Consider the following 16,635-nt stretch of genomic DNA (forward strand, 5'->3'; position numbering starts at 1 on the left):
ACGGAAATGTACCTCAATGCGGCTCTTCCCCGCCCGACACATTCATGCTTTCCGCCGTGATATAGCGGGCATCGTCGGAGCAGAGGAAAGCCACCGCACCGGCGGTATCTTCCGGCAGGCCGGGCCGGCCCATGGGGATGCGGCCCTTCATGCTGTCCAGATAGGCTTCCAGCGACAGGCCCAGCTTCTGGCTGAAATATTCATTCTGCCAGGCGCCCAGCCCCGTGGTCACATGGTTGGGGCAGACATTGTTGACCGTGATCTGATGGCGCCCCAGCTCAATTGCCGTGGAGCGTACCAGACCGACAAGCCCATGCTTGGAGGAGCAATAACCAGCCGCAAACGGGAAGCCCGACTTGGCCGCCTGGCTGGCGATATTGATGATGCGCCCACCCTTGGCAGCAGGGACCATGATCTCTGCTGCCGCCTTGATGCCGTTGAAGCACCCGGTCAGGTTCACATCAATCACAGCCTGCCATTCGCTGGCTTCCAGTTCCAGCAGCGGCTTCATGATATAGCCGATGCCAGCATTATTGACCCAGATATCCAGGCCGCCCAGCTTCTCCACCGCGAAGGCCGCCATGGCCCGCATGGAGGCAAGGTCGCGCACATCGCAGGTGAAAGTCTCCACCCGCGATCCGGTATCGGCGGCGATCTCCGCCGCCAGGGCCTGCATCTCCGACAGGCCGCCGATCATGCTGTCCGGCGTAGCGGCATCGGCGGAGCGGCCGATATCCGACAGCACAACGGATGCCCCCTCAGCCGCCAGCCGGCGGGCAATGGCCTCGCCCAGCCCCTTGCGGCGACCGGACCCGGTGACGACCGCGACCTTGCCGGCGAAACGTTTGGAAGTGCCCATATCCATACCTTTCTCAGCCCAGCTTGTCGGTCAGGATAAAGGTGACATCGGCCATGTCCTGGAACTGCGCGGCGATCTTCTGCATCGTCTCCGCCGCGATATCCTTGCCGAACTGGTCCATGTCGGCCACGTCGATAATCTCGACATACTGGTAAGGCGGGGCGGCATCGCTGCCCAGCATGGCTACAGAGCGGAACACGGAAAATTCCTGGATGGAAGTCAGGCCATTGACGGTGGGAAGATCGACGCTGCGCGCCCATTCCTCATAGGCGGCCTGGTCGATGCCGGGTTTCAGGTTGAACAGGGCGACGATGCGCGTGGCCATACCGGTTTCCTCCACCTGTCGAAGAAGATCGAAAATGCACTTGCATAGAATGCATGGTATATCATTATACCAATTACAAGCGGTTTGTCGCGCTCAATCGAAGGACCCCAACGCATGAACAAGCGCATCGTTCTGGCCCGTCCCGTGGGGACGTCGCCTGTGATCGAGGATTTCCGGCTGGAGGAAGTTGCCCGCCCCAGCCCCGGCCCCGATCAGGTCCTGATCAAGGTCGATCACGTCTCGCTTGATCCCTATATCGCCAGCGCGCTGCGCGGCCGGCACATGTCCGGTGCCGTTGCGGTGGAAGCTGTGGTGCCCGGTGAATCGGTGGGCACCGTAGTGGAAAGCCGCCACGCCAGCCTCGTCCCCGGTGACCGGGTGCTGTGCCGCGCCGGCTGGCAGGAATATGTGGTGGCCGATGTGCCGGCCCCCGGTGTGCCGCAAGGCCCGCTAAGCCTCGCAGCGCAGAAGATTGAGCTGCTGGAAGGCGTTCCCGCCACGGCTTTGCTGGGTGTGCTGGGCATGCCCGGCCTGACGGCCTGGGCCGGCACGGTGCGCGTGCTGAAGCCGATCCCCGGCGACACGTTCGTCGTTTCCGCCGCCACCGGCCCGGTCGGTGCCACGGCGGGCCAGTTGGCCAAGCGCATGGGGGCCCGTGTTGTCGGTATTGCTGGCGGCCCGCAGAAATGCGCCTTCGCCAAGGAAACGCTTGGTTTTGATGACTGCATCGACCATCGCGATCCGGATTGGGCCGCCAATCTGGCCAAGGCCTGCCCGAACGGGATCGACTGCTATTATGACGGTGTGGGCGGGCGCATCCTGGAAGGCGTGATGGCCCATCTGGCCATGGGTGCACGCATCGTGCTGGTTGGCATGATGGAACAGTATAAGGCTGCTACCCCCCTGCCCGGCCCCAATCTGGTGCCGATCATCAAGTTCCGCGCCCATATGGAAGGGCTGGTGGTTTACGATTACTGGAACGAGATCGACACGTTCCGCCGCCGTGTGGCCCCGCTGGTCCGTGACGGCCAGATCATCGTGCGGGAGGAACCGGTCAACGGTCTGGCCGCCGCACCTGAAGCCCTGGTCCGCCTGATGGCGGGCGGCAATTTCGGCAAAATGGTCCTCAACCCGTGAGCGAGAACATGAGCAACACGTGCCCCGTCGTTCCCCGCCTGGAAAGCACAACCTTCCTGGTGCTGGCCTATGACATCGCCGACACGGCCCAGGCGCTGAAGCTGCGCGATGATTTCATGGAAGGCCATCTGTCCCATACGGAAGCAAACTGGACCCGGTATGTCACCGCCGGCCCGATGCGGACCGATGACGGCCAGGGTTTTGTCGGCTCCATGTTCCTGGTCCGCGGCACGGACAAGGCGGATGTGGAGACCCTGATGAAGGGTGATCCCTATTTCCGCTGCGGTCTTTATGGCCGGGTGGAGATTGTGCCCGCCGTTGCCGCCATCGGCACTGCCATCGGTGGCCGCATCTGGACCGATGCCGCCCGGTTGAAGAGCAACGCCGGGGCCAAGGCCTGACCTTCTCTCTGGCGGGGGTTCAGGCCCCCGCCAGGGTCGCGGCTTATGCCAACGGACATAATTTCCAGCCACGGATATTATTGCCAGAAGGCCGGGCAGGTGCTGGGCAGACTGGCGGTCGGGATATGTTCACAGCTATTGGCGAAGGTCAGGTTGCCATCCTTATCGGTCGAGAGCGTCCAGACCGTGTCGTAATCCGTATAGGACCAAGCCGGCAGTTGGGCCGCAGCCTGCGGATTTTTGTAAACCGACGCGAACAGGATCTTCACCGCCTTTTCGATATTCCCATGCTCCCACCCGACCAGAATGGTGGCGCCGCTGGCGCTATGCTGGAAATAGGGTGACGCGCGGTCGAATAAGGCACGGGCCAGATCTTCGGGATCATTCCACTGGAATGGCGCCAGCGTCAGCGACAATTCGCTTTGAATGGCAAAGGGCGACACGGTCAGCGTCGGCCTTATATAGGAACAGGCGCTACCGCAATTGATCAGTCCCGCCGGGTTGGACGTGAAGATATAGTCCGGCCGACGCTTCATGATCCGCATCAGCAGCTCATTAGCGCCCAGAGCCCGCCACTGGCCCTGGCAGACATAGTTGCCATTTTCGAAACTGTCGGTCGGGTGCGCCTCCACATGGCGGATCAGATGCACTGTTTGCGACGTATAGGGCTTAAGGCCCGGCGGGGCCGGCGCCTTCACCGTGACAGCGGCGCTGGGGCAGCTTTTGCTCAAGGGTGGCAAGGGGATCGCCGGGTAATTGGGATTGGGACCGATCCCGTCATCATAGACGCCCAGGCTCAAAGGCAACCGGTCGCCGGCCAGAACCAGATAATCCGTGCCATCAGGCAGCGGGGCGCCAGACCCGCCAAGCGCCAGGGCCAGTTCCCCGATCACGGCGGCAGGGGCTGCCAGGATATAGGTGCCGCGCGGCTGGTTGCCCATGATGGTCGCCACCAGTGCCGCCGAGGAATTATAGGCCGATGGATTCCCCGTCTGGACCGAGGTGACATTGATGGCCCGGTCGGTCAGGAGCGCGTAGGGCTGGATGCTCTGCAGCGGCGCCATGTCATTGGTGTCGGCTGTGCTGGTCAGCGCGTAGATTGCCTGAAGCTGACCATCCTTGCCCGTGGTCAGCCCTTTCAGCATCTGACCGAATCGCAATGAATGGTTGAGGCCGACAACGGACAGATTGTTCGTCTTCTGGCTGGCCGGCGGCACCTCAAACGACGGCACCAGCACGAAATTCCAGTCATTAGCGTTCAACGCCGGCGTTGCGGATTGCGCCATCCCTTGCTGTGGCCAGAACAGCATGAGCGCCAGAACGGCCATAAGCACCCTTTTCATCGCCTGTCCCCTTTGCCCCTGGGCTGTGACGTGCGCCGGCACACCACAATGTGCAGGCACTTAAAACTTCATATTATTCTATCCAAGGTGGCATATGACCCCTTTCCGTCTCCATAAAAAAGTGTATAGGTTTAATAGTTTTTCTCTATTTAATCGTTTGCCGGACATAACATATCCCTTCCGGCGCATCCTTAACGGTCACCGCAACCCCCACGGAACCGGAGCTTTTACCGCCATGGACTCCATTCTCCCCGCACAGCCCCCCTCGGAAGCCGCCGATACCCCCGACATGGTGCGGTTTTTCCTGAATGGTCAGCAGGTCATCGTGCCGGCGCCATCACCGGATTTGCTGCTGATTGATTTCCTGCGCTCCCCCGCTGTGGGCCTGATCGGGCCGAAAAAGCCGTGCGGCCAGGGTGGTTGCGGCGGCTGCACAGTGATCCTGTCGCAATGGAACGGGGAGGCGGAGAAGGTCGAACATGCGGCCATTAATTCCTGCCTGCGACCTGTGGTGGCGCTGGACGGGCTGGCCGTAACGACGATCGAGGGCACCGGCTCCGTCCGCCGGCCCAACCCGGCGCATCTGGCCCACAGCCCCACTTTCGGTCGTGCGGGTGTTCCGCTGGACCAGTATATCCCGGCGCCGGTCGTCAGCGACGCGCAGGAGGAATCGGCCGAAAAGCGTGATGCCGTTCTGGAAAGCGTGGCAGAAGCGGCGAAGGAAGGGCATTGCGGCCCCGGCTGCGGCCATGCCGGCCACCATCACGACATGAATGTGCTGCTGCGGGAGGAAGTGCCGGAGCCGCCGTCGGAAATGAGCCATATGGGCATGAACCCGGTGGCGTGGCGTCTGGCGATGAATAACGGCACCCAGTGCGGCTATTGCACGGTGGGCTTTGTGATGAACATGTCGGAATTCATCACCAACAACCCCAAGGCGACGAAGCGGGAGATTGAGGGGGCGCTGGACGGCAACCTGTGCCGCTGCACCGGCTATCGCGCCATCCTGACCGGTATGAAGACCTTCGCGTCCGACTGGACGAAGGAGGATGAAGAACACCGGATGAAATGCAAGGCCGACCCGGAAACGCTGGCCCAGCGCCCGACCGGCCCCCTGGTCATCCCCTTCCCGCCGGAAGCGCGCCTGCCGCCGGAGGGGGTGAATGTTGCGGCTGATGGCCGGATCTGGCTGTCCCCGCCAGACCTGGATGCCCTCGCCGCCGCCTGGCAGAAGCACAGCGCGGACAAGCCCCGGCTGGTTGCCGGCAATACCAGCTATGGCGTCTATAAGGAGGAATATCAGGCGGCCAAGGTTCTGCTGAACCTGCATCTGATCAAGGAGTTGCGGGAAACCGCCGTGGTCGGGGAGGTTGACCTGACCGTGCCCGCCGGCATGGATTATACCGCCCTGATCGACCTGCTGGGCGCTGTCATGGAAAAACGGGGGGAGGTGCCGCCCGTCCCGCCCGACCAGCCTTTGCCCACCGCCCTGTCCCCCCTGGGCGCGCTGCGCTTCATGGCGGAACGCACCGCCGGACGCATCGTGCGCAACGCCGCCAGCCTGGGCGGCAACACGATGATGATGCTGGCGCATATCGCCGCTGGCACAGGCTCCCCCTTCCCGTCCGATCTGGCAACGGCCCTGGTCGCCGCCGATGTATCGGTTGATCTGGTGGATCTTGCCGTCAGCCCTGTGGCTGTGCGCACTGCGAAACTGGCCGATCTGGTGGATGCATGCGTGTCCGATGCCGACCTGCCCGGCCGCCTGCTGCTGCTGCGCTACCGCATCCCGTATGGGACAAAAAACGACCTGCTGCTGCCGCAGAAAGTGGCGCTGCGGGAAGTGAATTCCCACACCATCGTCAATGGCACCAGCCGTTTTCTGATGGGGGCGGACCGGGTGGTGACAGAGGCCGTGCTGGTTTATGGCGGGATCGCGCCCTATCCCTGGCGTGCGGCCAATACAGAAGCGGCGATGCAGGGTCAGGTGCTGCAACTGACCGATGCGCCGCGCTATGTCGCCATCCTGGAAGAAGAAGTCCGGGCTGAACTGGCGCGGTGGGAGCCGCGTATGGCCGGCCTGCCGGATGAGGGTTTCACCAATGAATACCGCATCCAGCTTGCGTTAAGCTTCCTCTATAAAAGCATCATCAATACCCTGAACACGCTGGATGCGCCGGTACCGGAAAGTTTGCGCAGCACGGGTGACATTACCTGGGGCCGCTGGCCCGTGAGTTTTGGCACCCAATCCTATGTGATCCAGGAATGGAAACGCCCCGTCTCCCAGCCTTATATCAAATATATGGCGATGGAGCAGGCCAACGGGCAGGTCCATTACACCCATGAAATTCCGCTGCCGCCGCGCAGTGTCAATGCCTCCTTCATCCAGAGCGGTCGGGCATTGGCAAGCTGGTATTTCTCCCTGCCGGGCAGCACGGAGAAGATCACGCCGGAGCAGTTGCGCGACCATCTTGATGTTATTTTCCCTGACTTTATCGACCTGATCACTGCCGACAACATCCCCAAAGGCGGCATCAACCTGCAGGGTATGGGCATGGACCAGCCCGTCTTTGCCACCGGCGATCAAGTGGATTATGTCGGCCAGTCGCTGGCGCTGGCCTGTGCCGGGGATGCGGAACAAGCGGCCGCCATCGCACAATATGTTGAGGATAATTGCGTCACCTATGGTCCGGTTACGGTGCCCAAGGACGCACCGGACTGGTGGTCGCGTCCCATCCTGTCGTTGGAAGAAGCAATCCGTGTCGGCAGCATCTATCCGGACTGGCCGCAGACCGCCCCTTATGTCTCCCATATCTGGAAGATCACCCGGCCCGGCAGTAACCTGAGCTGGGCGGAACTGGCCCGCGACCCGCTGAACCGGGAAGCCTTCACCCAGTCGGTGAGCCTGAACGGCACCTCCTGCATGCTGGTGGGCCATGCCCAGCAGGCCGGCGGGCAGATCCATTTCTATATGGAGCCACAGGCCGCCGTGGCGGAGCCAGCCGATGGCCGCCGCCTGACCATGCGGCCTTCCACCCAAAGCCCCATGGAAATGCACCAGAGCACGGCCATGGCCATTGGTGCCCAGTATAATGCCGTGGAAGTGGTGGTGCCGCCGGTTGGCGGCGGTTTTGGTGGCAAGACGGAACAGGCACGCTTCGTCACCGCCGCTGCGGCCGTTGCCGCCTACGCCATCAAGCGCCCGGTGCGCCTGACCCTGACGCGGGAACAGGATACCGGCATGATCGGCAAGCGGCATGCCTATTACGGCCAATATCAGGTCGCCATCGACACAGGCGCACAGAACCCGGATACCAAAGGCATGATCCGGGGTCTGTTGAACCGGATGTGGGGCGATGGCGGCGCCTTCTATGATTGCAGTTTCATCGTCTCCAACTGCATCCAGACCCGCGCCGATGCAGCCTATATGGTGCCTAACTTCGAAAGCCAGATCGACGTTTGCCGCACCAATACCGCACCCAGCACGGCCTTCCGCGCCTTTGGTGATATCCAGGGCAAGATCATCGTGGAAAGCGCCATCGACGATGCCGCCTTTGCCATCGGCATGCGGGCGGAGGATGTTCGGGAAAAGAACCTCTATGCCCAGGGCGATGTGACGCCCTTCGGGCAGGCCCTGTCTTACTGCTATATCCGCGATGTGTGGAAATATCTGAAGGACACGGCCAAGTTCGAAGAACGCTACGCCGCCGTGCAGGAATTCAACCGCGCCAACCGCTGGCGCAAGCGCGGCATCGCCATGATGCCGGTCAAGTACGGTTCCGGTTACAACCTCGCCATGCTGGAACAAGCGGCCGCTCTGATTTCTATCTATCAGGGCGACGGCACCATCATGATCCACCAGAGCGGGGTGGAGATGGGCCAGGGGCTGTTGACCCAAATGCGCCAGATCGCGGCCTATATCCTGGATGTGCCGCTGGACATGATCCTGGTGCAAGCGGCCCGCACCGATGTGATGCCCAACCCCACCAGCACCGGTGGCTCCACCGGCACCGCCTATAATGGCGAGGCGGTGAAGCGCCTGTGCCAGCAGATGCGTGCCCGCCTGCAGACCTTCGCCGATGATATGCGAGACGAGAACGGTCCTGACTGGTGCAAGCAGCAGGGCATCAATTACTGGGACTTCCCCGAAGAAGGCTGGAAGGCGGTGGTGACCACTGCCACCGGCACTGGCCGCATCTGGCAGAAGCTGGTGGCGCTGGCTTATCAATACCGGGTGGGGCTGACGGCAACCTTTACCGCCCCCATTGCCGGCGGCGACACGCCGGTGCCGGCGCTTACCTACAAGCCCGTGGATGATCAGCCGGTCATCCCCAATTACCACACCACCGGGGCCGGTGGCGGCGCCTTCGATAATTTCGTCGGCTTCACCTATTCCGGCGCCTGCACGGTGGTGGAGGTGGATATCCTGACCGGTGAGACGAAGATCCTGTCCAGCGATCTTGTCTATGACATGGGATGGAGCCTGAACCCGGCCATCGATATCGGTCAGGTGGAAGGCGCCTTTGTCCAGGGCATCGGCTATGTCACCTCCGAGATGCTGGTGTTTGAACGGGATGGCGATGAGAAGGGCCGCCTCAACACGCTGAATACCTGGACCTACAAGCCGCCGGCCATCACCTCCATCCCGCTGGAACTGAACACCCATCTGTTCCCGCGCAACCTGACCAATGTGCCGGTCAGCCCGACCGACGGTGTGCTGTCCTCCAAGGAAGTGGGCGAGCCGCCGCTGGTCCTGGCCACCACCGTGTTCCTGGCCATCAAATCGGCGATCCGTGCGTCCCGCCTGGAGCGGGGCCTGCCGGGCCTGTTCCGGCTGGATGCGCCGGCCACGGTGCAGGAGGTGCGGCGCGCCGCCGAAGTCCGCGCCACCGACTTGTCCGCCTGAAGCAAGAAACAGAAATCAACGGAAGGATTTGAGAGATGTCATCGTTCACCCCGCCAAAACCGCGTTCCGCCTTCTCCCTCTCCCGCTTGCTGATCAGTGGTGGGTTGGCCCTGGGCCTGTTCGCTTCCGGCGCTGCAGCCCAGACTTCCTGCCCCGAACTGTCGAAGAAGTATCAGGGTCCGGAATACGTCAAGAATAGGATGGATATGGCGACCTCGCCGGAATCTTATGAACGGCCGGGCAGCACCTTCCCGGATTTCGGCTATATGGTCTCCCCGTCTGAGTATTATCAATGCTGGTCCAGCCAGCCTTTGTTCGAGCTGAAGACCGATTTCCCGAAGACCAAGCCGAAAGAGCTGCCGAGCTTCATGAAGATCGACTTCAAGAAGAATCCGCAAGAATACATCATGGCGGTTCGGGATTATGCCTTTGAAGGCAACCTGCCGAACTGGAACCCGTTCGAGAACAAGGTCCGCAACTGGTACCATATTCCCTGGCTGCACCCGACCAGCCCCAATGGCGGCTATCCCCCCAATGGCGGGACGGAAGGCTTCCACGGCCTGATCAAAGAAGCGCCCGTCAGTCCCGGCCAGCTTGGTCCCCACCAGTTGGGGCAGAACGGCAATTACTCCGTCTATGCCATCACGCTCATCAATGAGCAGGCTGGCTATACGATGCATCAGATGTGGAAGGACCCGCTGAACCCCGATCCGCGCGCCACCGACAAGCGGTATGGCGGCGGCTTCCCGGAGGGCACGGTGTTTGCCAAGCTGCTGTTCACCGATGCGCCGAAATATCCCGACACCCTGCCCTTCATGGAAAACCCGCTGACCTGGCTGGCCTATATCACGCCGGATTTCTGGAATACGGCGCAGCGGCAGGTGGGCGAAGTGCATCTGTTGCAGATGGATATCGCCGTGCGTGACAGCCGCGCATCGGAGACCGGCTGGGTGTTCGGCACCTTTGTCTATAACGGCCAGCTCAACAACCCGAACAAGTTCTACAATCTGGTGCCGGTCGGCATCATGTGGGGCAACGATCCGCAGGACCGGACCAACAAGACCAACCCGTTCCCGCCCACCGAAACGGTCGTCAATCCCAACCTGAAAGAGACGATCATCTTCGCCAGCAAGGATCTGCCGCCGCAGCATCTGGGCTGGAATGGTCGTCTGAACGGTCCGGCTGATCTGAACACCACCTCCTGCATGTCTTGTCACAATGCTGCGCAATATCCGGCCATCACCGCCCTGGTGCCGCCGGGTGCCGTACCCGATGGCGGCGTGGCACCGCCGGCCAATGGGGGTTCGGAAGAATGGATGAAGTGGTTCCAGAATATTCCGGCCGGGACCTCCATGGACCCGCGCGCCTATTCCACCGACTTCTCCTTCCAGGTGGCCATCGCGCTGACCAACTTCTATGCCGCCAAGGGTGCCGCCTTCAACGGCATGTGGGCGGATGATTATGTCGTTGGCGTGAAGGAAATCTCCCGCGGCGCCAAGGACTGATATCAATCCGCCTGAAGGTTGACCTTTAGGCGGATTGGAGGGCGGCGTGAGCCAAGGGCGGGGATGCCACCATCCCCGCCTGCCCCCCTCTCAGGTCAGATCGCGGCGTTCAACCGCCGCGATTCTTCCGTCAGGATGTCGATAAGGCTGGTCTCAAATGTCGAAGCGGCGGCACGACGCCGGCGCATGACGATCAGCGGCGTCATCCACGCCCCATCTGCCAGATCGCGGCCCATCAGGCCGGTGGCGCCCCCAACCATGGACCGGGGCAAGATCGCCAGCAGGTCGGTCCCGATCAGGATCGACAGGCCGAACAGGATGGAAGATGACGTGATGCGCGGCTTGATCGGGGCGACACCCTTTTCCGCGAAATGGCGGTCGATCCGCTGATCCAGCCCGTCCGGCATCGGACCATAAATCCAATCGCCCGCCGCCAGATCGGCCAGACTTTCCGCCCGGCTCAACAGCGGGTGGCCTTGCCGACCGGCCACCACCCACCGTTCCTGACCCAACTCAGTCGTCACAATCTGGGCATCGCTGACAGCGGCACTGGTGGTGACGGCCAGATCAATCTCCCCCGCCAGCAACATGCGGGTGAAACTGGGCTCTACCCCTGCTTCCACCCGCAGATGCAGCCGGGGAAACAGACGCTGCAAGCGGGGAATGGCCTGCCTGCCGATGCCGGCGGCAGCGGCCGGGCTGACACCCAGCGCCAGTTGGGTGCTGCTGCGCCCCAGCGCCACATCCAGATCCCGGCGGAACTGACCCATCTCCCCCAGGATGGAACGGGCGCGGGTCAATAGTGCTTCCCCCATCCGGGTCAGCCGGACGCCCTTGGGCGTACGCTCCAGCAGCATGACCCCCAGTTCATCCTCCAGCCGGGCCAGACTTTTGGACAAGGCCTGCTGGCTCAACCCTTTCTGCCGCGCCGCCAGGGTCATGCTGCCGGTATCGACAACGGCCAGGAAATATTCCAGATCGCGCAGTTCCATCAGGATCGTTCCAACACCCGTGCCGTGGCACCCGGCCCCCTGGCCCAGCCTCACGGGCCGCATCTTCAGGCAAGGGGCGACCGGTTTCCAGCACCATTGCCCCTTGCCCTGAAACCGGGGAGCCAATCAGAACGGTTTCACCGTGCCCAGGAAGGCCATGGTGATGATACCCCCCCAATAGAGGTAGGCCAGCTTGCGGCCGAAAGCGAGCGCCCGGTCCAGTTTCCCTTCCAGTTCTGGCGAAGGCCCATTTGCTTCCAGCCGTTTGAAGATGACGATCCAGTCCCGCATGATGTAGCGCAGCAGCAGGCCGATGATCAGCAGGCCGGAGAAGATGGTTACCTTGGCGGCATACCAGCCGGCGGAGAACGGGCCGCCCGTGATCAGGCTGTAGAGGCCGACACAGAACAAAGCCGGGATCACGACATAGCGGATCGCCTCATCCGTTTTCGTCAGCACCATGTAGAAGGGTGATTTGCGCTTGAAGAAAGCAGTCACCACCAGCGCCACCCAGGCGGCGGTGAAAATCCACATCCCGACCAGCCAATTGCCACCCAGCGGCTGCACGCCGAGATTATATCCCATATGCAGGCCCAGCGGCAGCAGCAGCACAATACCGGTACGCGGCAGCACGTCGATCCGATAGGCGGTTTCCATATGCCGCTTGCGTTCCGCAAGGCTCAAGGCCGGGTTGGTGAGCGGACGGGAAGCGTTGAACACCCCCCATTCGCCCCCCAGCCAATATGCCATGGCAATGATATGCGCCCAGCGCAGCATCAGATGCTCATCCAGATACATGCCCATGAAATCCATAGCCCGATGCCCCTTCTGTCCATTTTTCCGCAACCGGTTTTCCGGTTGATATGGGGCAGAGTGCGGGGGGCGGAGACAGCCGACATTGATCCAAATCAATTATGTCCGGACAATTAAATGTCGCTGTTTAGACACAAATCGAATTTGTGCAGATTGACAATTGGGTGTGCTGGAATGAACAAAACCAGCCGTAAGCTCAGGGTCGAAGGGCGCTTATGCCCCCGAAATAATAGAACAGCGGAGAACGATCATGGATGGCTCGGGTAAGCCTGTGATGGATCGCGGAGAGGCGCTGCTGGCCGCCTATGATGGCCCGCCCGATTATCGTGTTGTTGGCCAGCACGGCATCTTCCCGGAAATGACGCATGATGAGATCGAGCGTTTCAATTTCCTGGCCCATATGAACCGCCATCTGGCCAGCCGGGTCATGCCGGCGGTGAAGACAGCGTTTGAGACGCGGATCGCACCGGGTGCCGCATTCAACACCCGCCATGATGTGCGCCGCGCCCTGATCCAGGACCCTTATTGGCAGGTCTGGTCGGCACTGCGCCGCAATACGATGGAAATGCGCCAGCAGGCCGGCCGCTGGGTGGCGCTGCGTCAACGCGAGGAACTGGCCGCGCGGGCCGCCGCGCTGACAGAAGGCGATCCGCGCCTGCAGCTTGATCCGTCGCTGGAACTGCCGCGCTATGTGGCCGCCATCGACCATCATTGCATGCCCGGCAGCTACCATACCGAATATGGCCCCGGCGATGTCGCCAATGCCGCCAATTATGATAGCGGCCTGTTCGCCACCACCGGCGGCATGCTGGGGCAATGGTCCGATGGCGGCGGGCAGGCGGTGGCGCGCTGGGTGGCGCGCAACCTGCCCGATTTCAAGCCCAAGCGCATCCTGGATATGGGCTGCGGGCTCGGCCACAATGTCCTGCCGCTGGCCCAGGCCTTCCCCGATGCTGAAGTGATCGGCGTCGATGTCGGTGCGCCCATGCTGCGCTATGGTCTGGCCCGCGCCAAAAGCCTGGGCGTGGAGAATGTGCGCTTCGTCCAGGCCAATGTGGAGAGCTTGCCGCAGTTCGCCGATGGCAGCTTCGACTGGGTGCAGACGACCATGTTCCTGCACGAAACCAGCTACAGCTCCATGCAGCGCATCTTCAAGGAAACCCATCGTCTGCTGGCGCCGGGCGGCATCGTGCTGCATGTCGAGCAGCCGCAATATTCCCCGGAAATGCCGCTGTTTGAACAGGCGATGCGTGACTGGGACGCCTTCTACAATGCAGAGCCGTTCTGGACCAAGATGCACGAGGCGGACCTGGACGCCTGGATGGTGCAGGCCGGTTTCGCCAAGGAAAGCCTGATCCATGGCGGCGTGACGGCGGTGGTGGACAAAGCTGTCTTCCCCGATGCCGCCGATGATAATGGCGAAGATTATGGCCGTAAGGCCGCCTGGCACGTCGTGGGTGCCCGCAAGGAGGTTACGTAATGTCGATCCAACAGGCCCTGGCCGGCGCATCGGCCAAACCCACGGGCAAGCGCCCGCAATTCCTGAATAACTGGGAGGCCGAACGCGCTATGGCCATTGCCATGACGCTGGCCGGGGAACTGGCGGTCACGCGCCAGCGGCTGGACACGCTGGAACGTGTCCTGACCGCCAAGGGCATCCTGACCCGGGAGGAAATCGAAAGCTTCGTTCCGACCAAGGCAGAAGCTGCCGAACGCGGCCTTTGGAACCAGGAATTCATCGCCCGCGTGCTGCGCGTCGTGCAGCAGGAGGCCGAGGCCATGTCCATCAAGGATGAAAGCAGCGAAGCCATTGCTGACGAGTTGGCCCAGTAACCGGTAAACGGTCTGGCTACCATTGAAATAAGTGCAACAAGCCGGCGGGCCATCATCCGCCGGCTTGTTTTTTGTCGCGCGCATCCATCGGTCCATCGGCTCAAGCCGGAAAGTGCGGGGGCTACTGCCCAAAGTGGATATAGACCCGTCTGCCAGCGGCCTCAAAGATCATGGCCGTACAGATTGCCAGGCACCCTTATGGCCTGTGCCCGCCAGGGCGACCGTGTCTTAGGGGGAAACCAGCGCCTGTTTGAAATAATTGATGGTCGCGGACAGGCCATCATCAAGCCCGACCTCCGGCTGCCACCCCAGCAAGGTGTAAGCACGCATGATATCCGGCCGGCGCCGGGGCGGATCATCCTGCGGCAGGGGCAGATGAACCAGCCGGGACAGGGCGCCTGTTTTCCGCAAGACCTGATCCGCCAGGTCCAGGATGGTAATTTCCACAGGATTACCCAGATTGACGGGCTGCCCTGGATTGGGCGTTACCGCCATCAATGCCACAAGTCCCTTTATCAGGTCCGACACATAGCAGAAGGAACGGGTCTGGGTGCCTGTGCCATAAATGGTCAAATCCTGCCCCCGCAATGCCTGACAGATCAGGTTGGAAACAATCCGGCCATCATTTTCCAACATGCGCGGACCATAGGTATTGAAGATGCGGGCAACACGGGCATCCGCCCGCCCATGCCGCAACATGTCGAAGGACAATGTCTCCGCAGCGCGCTTGCCTTCATCATAACAGGCACGGGGGCCCGTACAGTTGACATTGCCACGATATTCTTCGGTCTGAGGGTGCTGTTCGGGGTCGCCATAGACCTCGCTGGTCGATGCCAACAGGAATCGGGCCCCCTTGGCCTCAGCCAGGGTCAGGAGATTCCGCGTCCCCACGACGCAGGTCATCATGGTGTGGACCGGATCCGCCTGATAAAGCGGCGGGGAGGCCGCACATGCAAGATTATATATTTCATCCACGGGACCATCGATCTGCAACGGATCAATGACATCCTGTTCTATCAGGGAAAAAAGAGGATTGCCGCTCAGCCGTTCCACATTGTGCCGGGTGCCTGTCAGAAAATTATCGACGCAGATCACCCTGTCTCCTTGCCGGAGCAGGAAGTCGCAAAGATGGGAACCGACAAAGCCAGCCCCTCCCGCCACAACGACCGTGTGGCTGCGCTCCTGTCCGGATGACCTCATCAACCCTTACCTTTTCCTGCAAAGACAGTTGACTTCAGATAGCCCGGCAGATGGACAGCTTGCAATCAGTCTCCCGCCCCAGACGACCGGAACATGCGTCAAGGCGGACCGGCCCCAAGTGATGTTCCAGCCCCCTCATGGCGAACGCGCATCAACCCCAACCTCTCTCGAGCCCCTGATCCCACGGAATTTCCTTGCCTGCGCCGTCACAGTGATCGAAGAAGCAATGCACATGAGGACGGTGCGCCACTGAAGGCGCAGGACATGCATAACAATAGTCAGGGGAATTGATCATGGTTGCACCCAAGGTTGTCGTCACAGGCGGCGCCGGGTTTATTGGTAGTCACACCTGCAAGGCCCTGGCTGGGGCCGGCTTCCTGCCGGTCACTGTGGATAATCTTTCAAATGGCGTCGCAGAAGCGGTGAAATGGGGTCCCCTGGAAGTGGGGTCGCTGGAAGATCCCGGCTTTCTGGATGATGTTTTCCGTCGGCACAAGCCGGTTGCGGTACTGCATTTCGCAGCTTCCATCGAAGCTGGCGAGTCCATGAAAGTGCCGGCCAAATTTTATCGCAACAATGTTGCCGGCACGATGGCATTGACGGAAGCGATGGCCCGGGCTGGCATTTCGGTGCTGATCTTCTCTTCCACCGCTGCCGTTTACGGCAATAGCGAGGTGATGCCGATCACTGAGGCCCTTCCCCTGCTGCCGGTCAATCCCTATGGCCGCAGCAAGCTGATGTCGGAGACGATCCTGGCCGATCTGGCAGCAACGACCGATCTGCGCTTCACGACATTGCGCTATTTCAATGCCTCTGGCGCCGATCCGGAAGGGGATCTGGGGGAAAATCACCAGCCGGAAACACATCTGATCCCGTTGGTGCTGCAAGCCGCCTATGGCATCCGCCCCAGCATCAAAATCTTTGGCAACGATTACGATACCCCGGACGGTACCTGCATCCGCGATTACATCCATGTCAGCGATTTGGCCCATGCCCATCTGCTGGCACTGCGCCGGCTGCTGGGCGGCGGTGACAGTGCCCAGATGAACCTGGGCACTGGCAAAGGCTTCTCCGTGCGGGAGATCGTGAAGACCACCGCAGCCGTTACCGGCCGGCAGATCAATGCCATTGACGAGGCTCGCCGCCCCGGCGACCCGGCGGTACTGGTCGCCGATGCCGCAATGGCACGTCAGGTGCTGGGCTGGACACCCCGTTTCACCGATGTCCAGGACCATATCCGGCACGCTGCCGGCTGGATGGAACGGAAAATGGCTCAGCCGGAAGTGCTGACCGCCTGACCGGTGGACCAACCGCTCCTGGC

13 protein-coding genes are annotated in these 16,635 nt (G+C 61.6%); 7 read left to right on the forward strand and 6 right to left on the reverse strand.

Annotation, left to right across the window (positions count from 1 at the left end; translation table 11 throughout):
- Positions 1-13 precede the first annotated feature (13 nt).
- Both G473_RS0100220 and G473_RS0100225 read right to left on the reverse strand, forming a co-directional pair.
- Entirely contained in the window at positions 14-859 is an 846-nt protein-coding gene (locus tag G473_RS0100220) for an SDR family NAD(P)-dependent oxidoreductase (protein ID WP_029011448.1), read from the reverse strand.
- A 13-nt stretch (positions 860-872) separates the two neighbouring features.
- Entirely contained in the window at positions 873-1,184 is a 312-nt protein-coding gene (locus G473_RS0100225; RefSeq protein WP_029011449.1) for an REDY-like protein HapK, read from the reverse strand.
- Between the two features lie 114 nt (positions 1,185-1,298).
- Here G473_RS0100225 and G473_RS0100230 point away from each other — a divergent pair, with 114 nt between their 5' ends.
- Both G473_RS0100230 and G473_RS28800 read left to right on the forward strand, forming a co-directional pair.
- Positions 1,299-2,321: an NADP-dependent oxidoreductase gene (locus G473_RS0100230; protein WP_035704765.1), complete on the forward strand. Its 1,023-nt coding sequence runs from the start codon at positions 1,299-1,301 to the stop codon at positions 2,319-2,321.
- Positions 2,322-2,329: 8 nt separating this feature from the next.
- On the forward strand, positions 2,330-2,722 hold the full coding sequence (locus G473_RS28800; RefSeq protein ID WP_051329713.1) for a YciI family protein: 393 nt from the start codon (positions 2,330-2,332) through the stop codon (positions 2,720-2,722).
- A 77-nt stretch (positions 2,723-2,799) separates the two neighbouring features.
- On the opposite strand, the gene G473_RS28805 is transcribed toward G473_RS28800, so the two are convergent.
- Positions 2,800-4,065, reverse strand: coding sequence for a hypothetical protein (locus tag G473_RS28805; protein WP_154667197.1), 1,266 nt, complete (start codon positions 4,063-4,065; stop codon positions 2,800-2,802).
- 235 nt (positions 4,066-4,300) lie between these two features.
- On the opposite strand from G473_RS28805, the gene G473_RS0100245 reads away from it, so the two are divergent.
- Both G473_RS0100245 and G473_RS24275 read left to right on the forward strand, forming a co-directional pair.
- Complete coding sequence (locus G473_RS0100245; RefSeq protein WP_084437532.1) at positions 4,301-8,971, forward strand: molybdopterin cofactor-binding domain-containing protein; 4,671 nt, start codon at positions 4,301-4,303, stop codon at positions 8,969-8,971.
- A 35-nt stretch (positions 8,972-9,006) separates the two neighbouring features.
- Positions 9,007-10,476, forward strand: coding sequence for a hypothetical protein (locus tag G473_RS24275; RefSeq protein ID WP_051329714.1), 1,470 nt, complete (start codon positions 9,007-9,009; stop codon positions 10,474-10,476).
- Positions 10,477-10,571: 95 nt separating this feature from the next.
- Here G473_RS24275 and G473_RS0100255 read toward each other — a convergent pair whose 3' ends face one another.
- On the reverse strand, positions 10,572-11,468 hold the full coding sequence (locus tag G473_RS0100255; protein WP_029011453.1) for a LysR family transcriptional regulator: 897 nt from the start codon (positions 11,466-11,468) through the stop codon (positions 10,572-10,574).
- Positions 11,469-11,594: 126 nt separating this feature from the next.
- A complete protein-coding gene (locus G473_RS0100260; RefSeq protein WP_029011454.1) occupies positions 11,595-12,281 on the reverse strand; it encodes a hypothetical protein in 687 nt (228 codons plus the stop codon).
- Between the two features lie 250 nt (positions 12,282-12,531).
- Here G473_RS0100260 and G473_RS0100265 point away from each other — a divergent pair, with 250 nt between their 5' ends.
- On the forward strand, positions 12,532-13,761 hold the full coding sequence (locus tag G473_RS0100265) for a class I SAM-dependent methyltransferase (protein ID WP_210163187.1): 1,230 nt from the start codon (positions 12,532-12,534) through the stop codon (positions 13,759-13,761).
- Positions 13,761-14,114: a hypothetical protein gene (locus tag G473_RS0100270; protein WP_029011456.1), complete on the forward strand. Its 354-nt coding sequence runs from the start codon at positions 13,761-13,763 to the stop codon at positions 14,112-14,114. The genes G473_RS0100265 and G473_RS0100270 overlap by 1 nt, the downstream gene beginning before the upstream one ends.
- A gap of 228 nt (positions 14,115-14,342) precedes the next feature.
- Here G473_RS0100270 and G473_RS24280 read toward each other — a convergent pair whose 3' ends face one another.
- Positions 14,343-15,314, reverse strand: coding sequence for a UDP-glucuronic acid decarboxylase family protein (locus G473_RS24280; RefSeq protein WP_035704767.1), 972 nt, complete (start codon positions 15,312-15,314; stop codon positions 14,343-14,345).
- A 293-nt stretch (positions 15,315-15,607) separates the two neighbouring features.
- Here G473_RS24280 and galE point away from each other — a divergent pair, with 293 nt between their 5' ends.
- Entirely contained in the window at positions 15,608-16,612 is a 1,005-nt protein-coding gene (gene galE / locus G473_RS0100280) for a UDP-glucose 4-epimerase GalE (protein WP_029011457.1), read from the forward strand.
- Positions 16,613-16,635: the final 23 nt, after the last annotated feature.

It is taken from the genome of Niveispirillum irakense DSM 11586, assembly GCF_000429645.1.
Classification (GTDB): domain Bacteria; phylum Pseudomonadota; class Alphaproteobacteria; order Azospirillales; family Azospirillaceae; genus Niveispirillum; species Niveispirillum irakense.

Bases quoted from the DNA above. Each gene is read 5' to 3' on its own strand.
- G473_RS0100220 (WP_029011448.1), bottom strand. From the start codon at position 859: ATGGGCACTTCCAAACGTTTCGCCGGCAAGGTCGCGGTCGTCACCGGG.
- G473_RS0100225 (WP_029011449.1), bottom strand. From the start codon at position 1,184: ATGGCCACGCGCATCGTCGCCCTGTTCAACCTGAAACCCGGCATCGAC.
- G473_RS0100230 (WP_035704765.1), top strand. From the start codon at position 1,299: ATGAACAAGCGCATCGTTCTGGCCCGTCCCGTGGGGACGTCGCCTGTG.
- G473_RS28800 (WP_051329713.1), top strand. From the start codon at position 2,330: ATGAGCAACACGTGCCCCGTCGTTCCCCGCCTGGAAAGCACAACCTTC.
- G473_RS28805 (WP_154667197.1), bottom strand. From the start codon at position 4,065: ATGAAAAGGGTGCTTATGGCCGTTCTGGCGCTCATGCTGTTCTGGCCA.
- G473_RS0100245 (WP_084437532.1), top strand. From the start codon at position 4,301: ATGGACTCCATTCTCCCCGCACAGCCCCCCTCGGAAGCCGCCGATACC.
- G473_RS24275 (WP_051329714.1), top strand. From the start codon at position 9,007: ATGTCATCGTTCACCCCGCCAAAACCGCGTTCCGCCTTCTCCCTCTCC.
- G473_RS0100255 (WP_029011453.1), bottom strand. From the start codon at position 11,468: ATGGAACTGCGCGATCTGGAATATTTCCTGGCCGTTGTCGATACCGGC.
- G473_RS0100260 (WP_029011454.1), bottom strand. From the start codon at position 12,281: ATGGATTTCATGGGCATGTATCTGGATGAGCATCTGATGCTGCGCTGG.
- G473_RS0100265 (WP_210163187.1), top strand. From the start codon at position 12,532: ATGGATGGCTCGGGTAAGCCTGTGATGGATCGCGGAGAGGCGCTGCTG.
- G473_RS0100270 (WP_029011456.1), top strand. From the start codon at position 13,761: ATGTCGATCCAACAGGCCCTGGCCGGCGCATCGGCCAAACCCACGGGC.
- G473_RS24280 (WP_035704767.1), bottom strand. From the start codon at position 15,314: ATGAGGTCATCCGGACAGGAGCGCAGCCACACGGTCGTTGTGGCGGGA.
- galE (WP_029011457.1), top strand. From the start codon at position 15,608: ATGGTTGCACCCAAGGTTGTCGTCACAGGCGGCGCCGGGTTTATTGGT.